Here is a 12,722-nt window from a genome sequence, read left to right as displayed (position 1 = left end):
TTTTGAGCTTATTTAAGAAGGCGAGTACCGCACAATTATGCAAGAAAAGTCTGGTTTTTACATTAACCAGGCCTTATGAAAGTTGTTATATATTTTCGCTGTACTGGTTATTGCATAGAAGGAAGAAATGATTGTTCTTTTTGCTCAATCATTAATGCACTATTACGATTAGAATGGATAGGAGAGCCGAGCGAATTATTAGTTAAAATTCTAATCGGGCTCAATGTTACTGAATCGTCTTTATCTTGAGTAGAACAGTTATTGGTTTGATTAGCTTTCAGTGTGTTAACCATCGCAGACGCCTCAATGAATTTGTTTTGATGGACAAGTGCGCCCAGTTCAATAATTGCATCCATTGATGCCTTGGGATTTTCTGTTAAATATTGTCCAATGAACGTCATCACCTCTTTTTTAGATAAACAGCTTTCGTTCCATTGATAATGCATGACTAAAAGGTTTTTAATAAAATAGGTTATTTCCTGATTAGGAAGCTTTACCTCAATGAAGTCACCACTATCAAAATCACTTGTGGCTTGGGTAGGCGTTAAAATTTGGCTATACAACAATCGATTTAACATGACTGCTTCACTTGCCTCACTCCCTGGATAATAATTAGAAAATACATCGGTTCTTAGACGAATCGTTGCCGCATTGTTTTTCAGTAAGCTGCCTAATTGGGTAACAATTGCTGGAGAAAGGGTTTTGAAAAAAGGGCTTTCACTTGATAAAAACGGCTTAAACTCTGCATTGCCGAGCTTTAGTTGATTTAAATAGCAAGTAATCGAGCGGGGGTTATAATATTCTTTACCTGCAACATAATAGCCGCCATACCACAAAGAAAGCTGCTGCCAGTCCTCTTCTGCCAGGGTTTGGTTATGAGCGGTAAAAAGCGTTTTCACTTCCTCCTGACTAAAACCAAAAATACCCTGAAACTTTCTATCAAAAATACTGTATAAGCTAAAATTATTAAAGTTAGTTGGTACTTGCTTATCGCCAGGTCGGGTTTGCCCAATTAAAAATGCCTGGCATACGTAAGCGGTATTTTTTAAGCATGCAGTCAACAGGCCTTCAATAATCGAATTAATTGCTTGGTAAAAACCACCATAGTGAGCAATTCGGGTTGGTTTATCATAGTCGTCAATGATTAAAATTGGTTGTAAACCAAAGCGCTCACGGAGTGTAACACTAAGCCGCTGAACTTCTCTTGGTAATCTGTTGCTAGCCAAGTCTTTGGGCGGCTCTAGCTCAAAGTTTTGATACAAGTTCCTAACAGAAGCAACCAAGTCGTCTTTTATTTCTTTTTCAGTACTGCCATAGCCAAGTTTTGAAAAATCGAGCCAAAGCACTGGGTATTTGCCTTGAAATTTGCCGTAAGCCCCTTGCCGACTAATGGCTAAGTCCTTAAATAATTCACTTTGATGCGGCTCATGATTTGATAAAAAAGAACGGAGCATAGAGAGATTTGTAGACTTCCCCCACCCTTCTCCGCACATAAGGATGTTAATCCCCGCGCCATCTATCCAGCGAAGAAACCGGGATTTATCAACAAAAGTTTGTCCTTTTTCTATAAGCGTTTCAAATGCGTTATCAGTCGTTGCGTCCATATCATGATGTTCAACTATCATCGCAGAAAAATCCTTTTTATTTCACCTTAAGGCAACAATAATCTAGAAGTCGGCGGGCAACAAGAAAAAATAATCCTCAAGACATTTTTGGTTGATTATTTGCCAGCAAAGTACAATCAAGTTTTTAATGCTGCCTATCACTAGGGTATACCCTAACCTGATGTCAGGCAAAGGCCTTAAAACACTGTCAGAAAAATAGCTTTGTATTATTTGCTGACATATTTATTAAAAAAGTTATAGAGTTCAATCTGACATTTTTGTTAAGGATATCCGGTGAGTGGAAAATGGGTAAGCTAAAGTTCGAGTCAGAAGCTTTGATCAAAATCCAGAACGCCAGTTAGAGCTCAATACGCAAACCGCTTTAATCATTTTTATTGAAATAATATAATGATCACCCACAAATGCAACAGAATTGCAATCAAAACAGGCATAGCGTTTAACGCTACATCGTTATATTATATCCTTACTAAAATTACAGTTGTAAGAGATAAAAAATGCTACATAATATTGGCAATCTTAATAAAGTTAGATTATTAATGGAATTGCATGCTAATGCTTTGGCAAGTAATTGGACAAAAAAGACACTTTCGAATATCCCCTTTTTTAATAAATACAATCTTAAACTTACAGAGAAAAATGCTCAAAAGTTATTAAAAAATAATCCTGAGTTTAATTTCGATTATATTGGACCGGTATTATTTAAAACCTCCTCTTCTGGTACTGCAATAGATACAACATTGTATGACAAGAAACATCATGGGCTTGGGGGAGCGCAACCTGCAGGAGAAATAATTGCAAAATTACGTGCTGAGTATTCTGATAAGGAGCAATGTAATTTAAATGTAACAAGCTATAAGCCTGATTGAAATCAATCAGGCTTATAGGATAATATAGGCATCTTCCCGCTTTTCAGCCATCCAAATCTCATGTAGCGAAGCTTTCACCTTAGGCTGCATAGACTTGGGGAGTTTGTTCAACACATTAGCTGTTTTGTGCACCCAGCATCGTTGATGCCGGGTTTCTGGATAAACTTTGCTTATCGCTCCTCAAAACCCTAAGGCACCATCCCCAATCGCTAATTTAGGTGCTGCAGGCAGGCCGCGTTGACGTAAGTTTAACAGCACTTTTTCCCAGCTAGCCGTTGATTCCCGATAGCCATCACAAACGGCGACAAGTTCCTTTAATCCGCTCTCGGACACCAATAATCACTAGAAGGCACAGCTTATCGTCCATGCGAACCTTGCTGTAAATGCCATCTGCCCACCAATAAACATAACGCTTGCTACAGCATGACCCCTGTATATAGAGGTGTTGTTTTCCATAAGAATGGGGGCCTGTGAAAGAATCCCCAAAAGTAAGCTTTCTGATGGATTCAGGTTATTTTTCTCACAAAATTTTTTATTAACATGCTCGCTCTGGAATTGTGATGAGTTCGTCGAAATATGGAAAATAACATGGCCAGTGGTATTTTTGAGCAATCAATGGAATCATATAGTTAATAAGCGATCCACCATTTTCAGAATTGGTCATGACAACAACGCCGTCTCCACTTTCAGGAAACATGATTAGTTGGCTATGATAGCCAAGATTATGGCCAGCTTTTCTGAAATTCAAATTCTTCCCACTGCCATTGACCACAACACCCAAACCATAGTCTGTATTCTTTTGACGGGCAAGCATCATTCTGGCAACGGATTGTTTAATGATTTCATTATCTTTTCCAAGCCAGGATTTTGAAACGCTTATGGCAAATCGGGCTAAATCGGTTGGAGTTGACCATAATCCCCCGGAAGCAGATATTGCATAATTATTCCATCCACCTTTAATCATGGTTCCATCTAATAAAAATCCCGGAATTGCTATGGAATGAAATTTTTTGTCCAGCGGATACTGGAAAATGCTCTGATTCATTTTCAGTGGCTTTAAAATTTCATTTTCCATCCAGGATGAAAATGGTTGACTGGTTGTATCTTCCATCAGTTGTTCGAGAACCTGAAAAGCACCGCCGGAATAGAAGTATTGTGTTCCAGGTTTATAAAATACCCTGACAGGCAGGGTATTAGAGGGAGGCTTGCCATCCAGTACTTCCTGAAGGGTTGGTAATTTTTTATCCTGTTCATGACCTGGAAATCCGGAAACAGACAGTCCCGATGTCATATCCAGCAATTGTCTTAAAATAACCGGGTCATTTTCATTATATTCATTAGTCGGTATCTTCCAGCTTTTTAATTGGCTATTTACGGGCTCATCAAGCTTTAACCTGTTTTCTGAAACCAGTTTGAGCGCGCCATACGATGCAATGCTTTTGCTAATGGATGCAGCCTGAAAGAGCGAGCTTTTCGAAACTTTCAGGCTGGAATAAATAGACAGGGTTTGTGAAACGACTATCTCATTGTTTTTTATAATGGCATAACCAACTACAGGTATATTATATGCCTTCATGGCAACCAGTACATCACTGGTAATATCTGTATGCTTTGGTCCGGCAAAACAGACAGCAAGAAAAGAACAATATATTCCTGCTAAAAAAATAGTTTTTATTGATTTGTTGAACATTATGTCCTCTTCTTATTGACAGAAACGGGGCAAATGCGAACAGTCTTATTCGTAAAACCTCTTATGTATAGAGGAATATAACCAATTTTTAAAGAGTTTTTAGTGAGATAAAGTTTGGTGTTCTTAGCAATAAAGAACTTATTTTATACAAAATTAAGATCCTGGTTCGCATTTGCCCCGTTTCTGTAATTAAACCCGTCAAGGCATCAATTTTCAAGTTCAAATTTTGATCATCAGTGCTCACTCGAGCATACCCAAATAATTTCCCCATGGTTTCTCATAAATAGGTTTTTAAATGACTTTTTAATATTTTGAAATGATATAAATTTTTAATAAATTGAACAATGGGTGAAAAGGAGTATTTATAAGGTTTGTCTTGGCTTTTGCTGTCACAAAAACATTATTATGCCTTTATAATTGTTAATTAACTAAATTTCCATAAAGTATTTATCTTATTCTTGCAGACCGAACAGTAAATCTTCTGCTTACTCTAATTAAGTCTGGTTAGTGGGTTAACCAGGCTTAATCGTTCGAATTTGCGTCAGGGCGCGAGTTCCGGAGCGCCAGGCCTACTGGAGAGACTGGTAATGGTTCTTACTCTGATTCTAACGCTTGGATAAAATTTAACTCTGCCCCTATCGGGAGAGAGTAAAATGAAAACCTTGAGCGCCGCGTAAAATTACTTAAACTATAGAGCTGGCGAGGAATTCTCCTCGCCCTTCCCGGAGTTTGCTCTTATTACAAATACATCTGAACTACCCATTTTTTCCAATAGCTTTTGATGGGGCATGTCATCAGAATTAGCAAAAAACACCGTTTTGCTTCTTTTATTCTGATACATAAAAGGCGCTCCGATAGAAGTAATAACTCCCATAACGCGCCTGTTTATTTGTCTCTGTTCTTCCCGGCTTAAACCCCTGGTTATATCTTGCAGCGTTTTTAAACAACTATCTTTTAAGCGGGTATAAGTATAAAAATTAGCTTCTTTATTCAAACGATACATACGAAAAGCTTGCCTTAACCGCCAGTGCAGTTCGTTAGCATCCGCTTCTTTTAATCCCATTTCAGCATACTCTTTCTGAATACAGCTTAACAGTATATTAAACGCATTGATCTGCTTTTCAGTGGGTGTTCCACGTTTACGTTTTGCTCCAATATAAGCCTTAGGATTCTGAACCATAGCCGCAAATTCTCTCTGTATTTTTTCATCAGTTTCCTGATTAAGTTCATTGCTGGAATTTACTTGTAAATCCTGCACGCTTGAGAGCAATATCCGATTAAAAACTGTTTCAAACGCACATAATGGAACGTGGCTCAAATCACTGTGCCTGTTATCTGAAAAAAACTTCTTCAACGCCAAATCAAAAAAAGGATATACTCCATATTTTTGCAATAATTTATTGTTATCAAAACGGGCGGAAACAAAGGGGTTAAAAACAAACCGATCTTTTGGTCCTAAAGGGTTACTGTTTTCCGGTATAAGGTTTTTTGCAAAAAAATTATGGACCGTTTCAGCTAATCTAAGCATATCGGCTGTAGAAGAATATTTATCAAAATAGATAGTAATTTGATCGTTATTAGCGAACCGTGGATGAATATGGTGTCGTGGATCAATGATTTTAAAATGAAATTGCATACTGTTTGCTGCAGTTGCCTCAGTAATCAAAAGTTTGATTAATTCAAGAATAATCGTTTCATCCAATTCTCCAATATTATTAATATTAAGATGAAGTTTCAATGAGGCGCTGTCGTTATTATATGCAGAGCCCTCAAGCTGGTTTTGCGCAAGCTTTTCCTGCGCTTGATCAAGCGCCTCGCTCTGATGAACCAGTCTGTTATGTGTCTGACTATAGATGCCATCTTCTGTATCTTCTGGCTTGTAATCTACCAGTAATTGCCATTTTTTCCCTTGATCGGGGTATACCATATAAAAGGAATCTCCTAATGGCAGACAACTTTCTATCTCTGCAGGAAGGGAAACAATTTTTTCCGATAAGGCATCGCCGGTGAGTTCTTTAAATTTTGAAGGCATAGTTTTTTATTGGTAGATAATTATGTAATGAAGCAGATATTATACTATTAATTCGGCATTTTGTGTAATTTTGAATCTATAGCCAGATCTATGTAAAACGCCTTGGCCTGATACCTATGTGCCCACTGCTCTTAAGTTATGGAAATTGTCATCCCACCTCCGTAAAAATGACAGACTCTGATTACGCTTGCGCTGCATCAAGGCTGCGCTGTTCCATAGAGTGGGTTAAATCCAGCAGATTTTGCGCATTATCGCCAAATATTGCCAGTGCCTTAGTAGCAAGCTGGTAGTGCTCGCTGATAAGGCTGGAAAGTTCTGACTGGCTGTATAAACTGGCAAAAGTAGTTTTCTGATTGGCAATATCTGACGACCGGCCTTTGCCAAGGACATCTGTTGATACATAGTGATCGAGATAATCATCCTGCATTTGAAATACCAGACCCAAATGATGGGCAAAGGTTTGCAATGCTTCTTTCAATGCATTATCCGTATCAGATGCAATGATAGTCATATTGATACAGGCGGAAATCAGTTTACCGGTTTTGAGTAAATGGATAGTACGCAGTTGGTTTTCGGTAACGGTTTTAGTAGCCAGTTCAGTCAAGTCCAGGCTTTGTCCGCTGACCATACCGCTTACTCCGCTAGCGGTCACCAGTTCGCAGGTTATTCGATTTGTTTTTTCCGCGGACAGAAAACGGGGGAGTTCGCATAACAGGATTTGTATTGCCAGCGCTTGCATGCCATCACCGGCGAGAATAGCGGTTGCTTCATCGAAAGCGCGGTGGCAGCTCGCTTTGCCGCGCCTGAAATCATCATCGTCCATTGCTGGTAAATCATCGTGAATAAGAGAGTAGCAATGGGTGATTTCTACTGACGCAGCAATGATGTCCAGACAATTAACGGGTAGCTTTAAAAGCTCGCCAGCAAGATAAACCAGTAATGGTCTGAGTCGTTTGCCGCCCGGAAACAGCGAGTAAAGAATCGATTCTTTTATACGGGCAGCCGGAATATTGGTTGATTGCATCAACTGTTCAAGAACACGTTCGTGGTGGGTCAGCAGGCGGTTGATATGAGGGTTATTCATCAGTTGTTCCATCACATTCAGTCGCAGTTATACGTAGCATTTCGATTTTCTGTTCAGCCTGAGTTAATGCATCCTGACATTTTCTTGCCAGATTAATGCCTTTTTCATAGTATTTCAGTGAATCTTCCAGTGATAGTTCGCCTTTTTCCAGTTGCTTGACGATTTCGTCAAGTTCCATCATCGATTTTTCGAAATTTACTGACTTTGACATGGTGCACGCCTGCTTTTAAAAGCCGGAAGTATACTCGTACCTGCTGTCTTATGGAAGTGCCGTACGCAGCGTATATCATCAGGTATGGTATTGCAGCCAAATAGGTAATACCTTATTCAGGTAGACCATAAATTTCCACAACCCAACCTGTGACTCTATTGTGCCGAATGGATCCGCTTTGGTTTCAGGATAGCCAATGCCAAAGCCGAATAATCCCGGGGCAATGATACCGGTATTGGAGTTGTAATCAGCATTTTCATAACCGCCGATATCCAGATTCCGGCGTTGTTCAAAACCGACTGCGTAAATAACCTGGTCGCACTCTGGCAGATGACGGGCAATAGAGTGTTCATTCACTGGATAGCGATTTAAGCCGGGCGGATATGTTCCGTCTATGTTTTCCCGAGCCCATAAAGCTGTCTGGCCTTTAAGCCCGGTATTGTCAAACAGTATCCAGTCTCCCATGTCCAGCGCGTATTTGCAGGGTGAACGGTAGAAGTTAATAATTTTCTCAACGCCAAGCTCGACCAGATATCGGATAATGATAATCGCTGAGTGAGAGGAGCCAAAAACGCCATAGGTTTTGCCGGGACTGATACAGGCGGCAAGTTGTTCTTTATCAATTGCGGTTTCAAATGGTATTTGCTGAATACCGGGATAGTTTAGTGTAGAAGGCGCAGCGCCGTTGGCAAGAATGACGTTTCGGGCCAAAAATGATTGCTCAGTTGCTGTTAGCTGCCAAAGCCGTTCTTTTAACAAAATATGATGAATCAATGTCTGGCAACTGGCCACTTTGGGTAGCAGTCTGTTTGTTACCCACTGCAATGGTTCAACCACATCAGCCAGAATACAGGTTTCTTCAAGCGGTAAATGGTTAAGATTAAAATCAATGTCAGCCGACTGATAGCCAAAGGCAGCTGATGCCTGTAAAAAAGCCAGAAACCTGGCAACGGTTGTATTGCTAGAGACATTGCGCCATAACGCACCCAGGTCGCCCACTTTGAAATGGGGATCAAGCCATAAGATCTCGCTGGCCGGAATGTCATGATCAATTAAACGGCCAACAGCTGCAATACCAGCAGGGCCTGCGCCTATAACTGCCCATTCAAATGGTTTTTTGTTCATGTCGCCAATCTGTTATAGTAAAGGCAGTAATATTAAAGACTGTTTGATAGTTTAACAAGCCGTAGGCCGAGGATGTGATAATTATGAAGGTTAAAACCCGCTTTGTCTGTAGTCAGTGCGCTGCTTCTTTTTCGCAATGGTCCGGGCAGTGTGTTCAGTGTAGTGCCTGGAATTCCATTGTGGAAGAGGGTATGGCATCGCCCGGACGCAGCGCACGCCTTGGCAGTTATGCCAATCAGCGCTCAGCGGTAACTGCCGTCGAAGATGTGGTATTACACAGCGAAGTACGGATGGATTGTGGTTTGTCGGAATTAAATCGCGTGCTTGGCGGCGGACTGGTGGATGGCTCGGTAGTATTAATCGGTGGTGATCCAGGCATTGGTAAATCAACGCTTTTATTACAGACTCTTGCCAATTTATCGCTACAGAATAAAGTATTGTATGTCACGGGTGAAGAATCATTGCAACAAGTTGCAATGCGGGCCAAACGACTGCAATTACCGTTGGAAGGTTTGAAGTTATTAGCAGAGACACAGGTCGAGGCGATTATCGCTCATGCCCAGAAAGAAGTTCCGCGGGTTCTTGTAATTGACTCGGTACAAACCATTTTTACAGACACAATTTCTTCTGCTCCGGGCGGGGTAGGTCAGGTTCGTGAATCCGCTGCCCAATTGGTGCGTTTTGCCAAAACGACACAAACGGCAGTGTTCCTGGTTGGCCATGTTACCAAAGAAGGGGCTTTGGCCGGACCACGGGTATTAGAGCACATGGTGGATAGCGTTTTGTATTTTGAAGGCCAGAATGATAGCCGTTTTCGGGTAATCAGGGCAATTAAAAACCGTTTCGGCGCGGTCAATGAGCTGGGTGTTTTTGCCATGACCGACCGCGGGTTGAAAGAAGTTGCCAATCCCTCAGCGATTTTCCTGTCGCGTCAACCCGATCCAACTCCAGGCAGCGTCATTATGGTCACCTGGGAAGGGTCGCGTTCCATGTTAGTCGAGGTGCAGGCCCTGGTTGATGAATCGTATGGTCAACAACCAAGACGGGTTGCCGCAGGGCTGGAACATAATCGGCTGGCGATTTTGCTTGCTGTTCTCCATCGCCATGGCGGTGTCGCAACCTTTGATCAGGATGTGTTTATCAATGTAGTGGGTGGGGTTAAAGTCACTGAAACCGGGAGCGATTTAGCGCTGTTGGCGGCTGTAGTCTCCAGTCTGCGCAACCGGGTTTTTGATCGGGAAACAATCATTTTTGGCGAAGTCGGCCTTGCCGGTGAAATCAGGCCGGTCCAAAGCGGCCAGGAGCGACTGCGTGAAGCAGCCAAACATGGCTTTAAACGGGCAATAGTGCCTTATGCCAATGCGCCTAAACAGGCTCTGCCAATGGAAGTTGTGCCGGTTAAACATTTACAGGAAGTATTAACGTTGATTTAACCGGCAGTTTTTTTACATGTATTGCCCGCCATTAATATCCAGATTAGCGCCGGTAATAAATCCTGCTTCAGGGGATGCAAGAAAATGGACGGCATCGGCTATTTCGCCAGGTTTTCCTAATCGCCCAACCGGAATATTGGCGATAATGCTGTTTAAAATATCTTCCTTAAGCGTCGCCAGCATGGGGGTCTGGATATAGCCAGGCGCAATAGTGTTTACCGTAATGCCTTTACTGGCTACTTCAAGCGCCAGACTTTTGGTGAATCCAAAGAGAGCCGACTTGGTTGATGCATAGTTGCATTGGCCAAATTGACCTTTGCGGCCATTAATTGAGGAAATATTAATGATACGGCCATACTCTTTTTCCAGCATGGCAGGCAAAATATGGCGGGTGACATTAAAAACGCTGGTTAAATTGGCATCGATAACCTGTTGCCATTGCTGTGGCGACATTTTTTTTAAACTGGAATCTGCGGTAATGCCGGCATTATTAACCAGAACATCGATCTGACCATATTTTTCCAGGATCAGTTCCGCCATTTTTTCACACTCTGAGAAGCTGGTACTATCGGCATAAACGATATCAATATCGAATCCTGCAGTTTTTTGAGCTTCCTGCCAAAGGCGGGCTTCGACATGCCGTCCGCCTTTGAAATAACAGGCAATTACCTGATAATCGTTAGCAAGGCGTTGACAAATGGCAGAGCCAATTCCACCAGTACCTCCTGTTACAATCGCAATCTTACGTGTCATAAAAATTTCCTCCTTTAAATTTTATTATTCCAATTGATACACTATTTTATTTATAATAAAAAATTATTTATCCTTATGACATGAATAAGATTTCGTTATGGATTTCGAATGACTTACTATACCTTGAAGCAGCTTAAAATCTTTATTGCCGTTGCAAATCATGCAAGCATTAGCAGCGCGGCGCGGGCCTTACATTTGAGTCAGCCTGCTGTCTCCCAGCAAATTCATAAACTTGAAACACAGTTAGCTAAAATCCTTTTTGAATTTATTGGTAAAAAAATTTATTTGACTCATGAAGGAAATATACTGCTGGAGTATGCTAAAAAAATAATCGAGCAGGCTGATCTCTTCGAGCAGGCCTGTTTTTCTGCTCATCATGAGATAAATGGCAAATTGAAAGTAGCGGTGGGAATTTCTCTGCAGAGGGTATTTTTTAAAGCAATCGCGCAATTCATCAGTCAGCATCCTTCAGTACAGTTTGAATTTGGAGATGGCGACAGGGCAACCCAATTGAAGCATTTATATGAAAATAAAGTTGATTTTTATCTTGTAGTACATCCAGTCAATCAGATCAAGTACACCAGCGAGAAAATTGTAGATTTGCCAATGACATTTATCATGTCGCCGCAACATCATTTAGCTAATAAAAATAGAATTACCAGTGCCGATCTTGCTGAAGAAACCTTTATTATCTGTCATGAAGGAAGCGCAAACTACGACCAGTTAAATAGTTTGCTTAAAAAACGCAGGAATAGCCCTTGGCTAATCCAAATCAACGATCAAAATGCCATTAAATCGGCAGTAATGGCCAATTTGGGGATTTCTGTCCTGCCCGATTCAATGCTGGAATTTGAGCTTAAGCATAATCTGTTAAAATCATTCGTCATTGCGGATTATACCAATCCCGTAACCGGCGCTTTTTGGGTTCAACATGTTGATAAACAGTTATCGCCAACAGCCGAAGCGTTTAAATCCTTTCTGTTTAATCAAGGTTTTCGTTAAAGGGTATTGGGTTTGACAACCCATATCCGTTCGGCCTGAGGAAAATGCGAAGCATTTGTCTCGAAGGCGTGGCACTGTACCACAGGCTTCGAGACAGCGCTAAAGCGCTTCCTTCCCCGAACGATGTGGTAAAATGTAGAAATTAATTAAAAGTCTAACACGTCTCTTCCCAGTGTATTTTCTGGCAGAAATAGCCAACTCCACTTATAGTTAATAGTAAATAAGATATCAGGATGATTATCGATGAATAAATTGGCCGCCTTGCTTTTCTCTGCTTTAAGTTTCGATCTCTTTGCTGCTGTGAGTCCTGCTGACTTAATCAAGGTAACTAAAGAGAATAATCCCGGTTGCGTCGAATATTATAATTATAATAATGAAATGTACTGCAGCATCAAAGCGTTACAGCCGGATGCCAATTCTGAAATTAAACCTGTTGAAAAACAAAAAATTATTTTTGATGAGCGCGTATGGCAGCCGGCATGGAGTAATAAAACGCCCCAGATTACAACGATTGAGTACGTTCCGGCTGGTGATAAGGTTGAGCAATGGCAAGAATTGGTTACCAGCCAATTTATCCCCGGCTTGCAGAAACAGGTTACCCTGCAACAATTTGCTGATAATGTTCTCAAGAACCTTGAACAAACCGGTTTGACTTCTCACATTAAAACGATAAAAAATCAGGGCGACATGGTGCTTTTTGAATTCCAAATCGCGAAACCGGATAATTTAATTCAGGATGAACTGCAAAAAATCACGGTTGGCCCAGATGGTTTTTATATTTTGCATTATGCAATCCGAAAAGCGGATATGGGGGAAGAGAAACGCCAGCAATGGATTAAAAATTTAAGCGAAAGTTCAATAAATTAACAGGAGATTAGGTTAACACCGAGCATTGCTTACC

General features: G+C 41.1%; 11 protein-coding genes and 1 pseudogene. 4 read left to right on the top strand and 8 right to left on the bottom strand.

Features of this window, described 5'->3' with window-relative positions; all coding sequences use genetic code 11:
• Positions 1–107 precede the first annotated feature (107 nt).
• A complete protein-coding gene (locus ACFORL_RS10840) occupies positions 108–1,625 on the bottom strand; it encodes an AAA family ATPase (RefSeq protein ID WP_382343899.1) in 1,518 nt (505 codons plus the stop codon).
• Positions 1,626–2,119: 494 nt separating this feature from the next.
• On the opposite strand from ACFORL_RS10840, the gene ACFORL_RS10835 reads away from it, so the two are divergent.
• The gene (locus ACFORL_RS10835; protein WP_382343898.1) at positions 2,120–2,491 is read left to right on the top strand and encodes a hypothetical protein; all 372 of its coding nucleotides are present in this window, start codon (positions 2,120–2,122) and stop codon (positions 2,489–2,491) included.
• Between the two features lie 27 nt (positions 2,492–2,518).
• Here ACFORL_RS10835 and ACFORL_RS10830 read toward each other — a convergent pair.
• The 6 genes and pseudogenes from ACFORL_RS10830 to ACFORL_RS10805 form a co-directional block, all read right to left on the bottom strand.
• Positions 2,519–2,906: pseudogene (locus tag ACFORL_RS10830) on the bottom strand (transposase); the annotation flags it as partial.
• Positions 2,907–3,026: 120 nt separating this feature from the next.
• Positions 3,027–4,181 (bottom strand): serine hydrolase domain-containing protein, encoded by a 1,155-nt coding sequence (locus tag ACFORL_RS10825; RefSeq protein WP_382343896.1) that lies wholly within the window; start codon positions 4,179–4,181, stop codon positions 3,027–3,029.
• A 688-nt stretch (positions 4,182–4,869) separates the two neighbouring features.
• Positions 4,870–6,213 carry a hypothetical protein gene (locus tag ACFORL_RS10820; RefSeq protein WP_382343895.1) on the bottom strand — a complete coding sequence of 448 codons (1,344 nt, stop codon included), beginning with the start codon at positions 6,211–6,213 and terminating at the stop codon, positions 4,870–4,872.
• A 181-nt stretch (positions 6,214–6,394) separates the two neighbouring features.
• The gene (locus ACFORL_RS10815) at positions 6,395–7,297 is read right to left on the bottom strand and encodes a polyprenyl synthetase family protein (protein WP_382343893.1); all 903 of its coding nucleotides are present in this window, start codon (positions 7,295–7,297) and stop codon (positions 6,395–6,397) included.
• Positions 7,290–7,508, bottom strand: coding sequence for an exodeoxyribonuclease VII small subunit (locus tag ACFORL_RS10810; RefSeq protein ID WP_382343891.1), 219 nt, complete (start codon positions 7,506–7,508; stop codon positions 7,290–7,292). Before ACFORL_RS10810 ends, ACFORL_RS10815 begins: the two co-directional genes overlap by 8 nt.
• Positions 7,509–7,586: 78 nt before the next feature.
• The gene (locus ACFORL_RS10805) at positions 7,587–8,633 is read right to left on the bottom strand and encodes a pyridine nucleotide-disulfide oxidoreductase (protein WP_382343889.1); all 1,047 of its coding nucleotides are present in this window, start codon (positions 8,631–8,633) and stop codon (positions 7,587–7,589) included.
• Positions 8,634–8,716: 83 nt separating this feature from the next.
• Here ACFORL_RS10805 and radA point away from each other — a divergent pair, with 83 nt between their 5' ends.
• Positions 8,717–10,066 carry a DNA repair protein RadA gene (gene radA / locus ACFORL_RS10800; protein WP_449280261.1) on the top strand — a complete coding sequence of 450 codons (1,350 nt, stop codon included), beginning with the start codon at positions 8,717–8,719 and terminating at the stop codon, positions 10,064–10,066.
• Between the two features lie 12 nt (positions 10,067–10,078).
• Here the strand turns inward: radA and phbB are convergent, their stop codons facing one another.
• Positions 10,079–10,819, bottom strand: a complete 741-nt coding sequence (gene phbB / locus ACFORL_RS10795; RefSeq protein ID WP_382343887.1) for an acetoacetyl-CoA reductase — start codon at positions 10,817–10,819, stop codon at positions 10,079–10,081.
• Between the two features lie 108 nt (positions 10,820–10,927).
• Here phbB and ACFORL_RS10790 point away from each other — a divergent pair, with 108 nt between their 5' ends.
• Together ACFORL_RS10790 and ACFORL_RS10785 are read left to right on the top strand one after the other, a co-directional pair.
• Positions 10,928–11,821: a LysR family transcriptional regulator gene (locus ACFORL_RS10790; RefSeq protein ID WP_382343885.1), complete on the top strand. Its 894-nt coding sequence runs from the start codon at positions 10,928–10,930 to the stop codon at positions 11,819–11,821.
• 243 nt (positions 11,822–12,064) lie between these two features.
• Positions 12,065–12,688: a hypothetical protein gene (locus ACFORL_RS10785; RefSeq protein WP_382343883.1), complete on the top strand. Its 624-nt coding sequence runs from the start codon at positions 12,065–12,067 to the stop codon at positions 12,686–12,688.
• Positions 12,689–12,722 lie beyond the last annotated feature (34 nt).

It is taken from the genome of Legionella dresdenensis, from assembly GCF_042649825.1.
Classification (GTDB): domain Bacteria; phylum Pseudomonadota; class Gammaproteobacteria; order Legionellales; family Legionellaceae; genus Legionella_C; species Legionella_C dresdenensis.
Note: the sequence above shows the minus strand (reverse complement) of the source record. Positions and strands in the feature narration are given on the sequence as shown.

Excerpts from the sequence above, each read along its gene's own strand:
- ACFORL_RS10790 (WP_382343885.1), top strand. The coding sequence starts at position 10,928 with ATGACTTACTATACCTTGAAGCAGCTTAAAATCTTTATTGCCGTTGCA.
- ACFORL_RS10810 (WP_382343891.1), bottom strand. The coding sequence starts at position 7,508 with ATGTCAAAGTCAGTAAATTTCGAAAAATCGATGATGGAACTTGACGAA.
- ACFORL_RS10825 (WP_382343896.1), bottom strand. The coding sequence starts at position 4,181 with ATGTTCAACAAATCAATAAAAACTATTTTTTTAGCAGGAATATATTGT.
- ACFORL_RS10820 (WP_382343895.1), bottom strand. The coding sequence starts at position 6,213 with ATGCCTTCAAAATTTAAAGAACTCACCGGCGATGCCTTATCGGAAAAA.
- ACFORL_RS10805 (WP_382343889.1), bottom strand. The coding sequence starts at position 8,633 with ATGAACAAAAAACCATTTGAATGGGCAGTTATAGGCGCAGGCCCTGCT.
- ACFORL_RS10840 (WP_382343899.1), bottom strand. The coding sequence starts at position 1,625 with ATGATAGTTGAACATCATGATATGGACGCAACGACTGATAACGCATTT.
- radA (WP_449280261.1), top strand. The coding sequence starts at position 8,717 with ATGAAGGTTAAAACCCGCTTTGTCTGTAGTCAGTGCGCTGCTTCTTTT.
- phbB (WP_382343887.1), bottom strand. The coding sequence starts at position 10,819 with ATGACACGTAAGATTGCGATTGTAACAGGAGGTACTGGTGGAATTGGC.
- ACFORL_RS10815 (WP_382343893.1), bottom strand. The coding sequence starts at position 7,297 with ATGAATAACCCTCATATCAACCGCCTGCTGACCCACCACGAACGTGTT.
- ACFORL_RS10835 (WP_382343898.1), top strand. The coding sequence starts at position 2,120 with ATGCTACATAATATTGGCAATCTTAATAAAGTTAGATTATTAATGGAA.
- ACFORL_RS10785 (WP_382343883.1), top strand. The coding sequence starts at position 12,065 with ATGAATAAATTGGCCGCCTTGCTTTTCTCTGCTTTAAGTTTCGATCTC.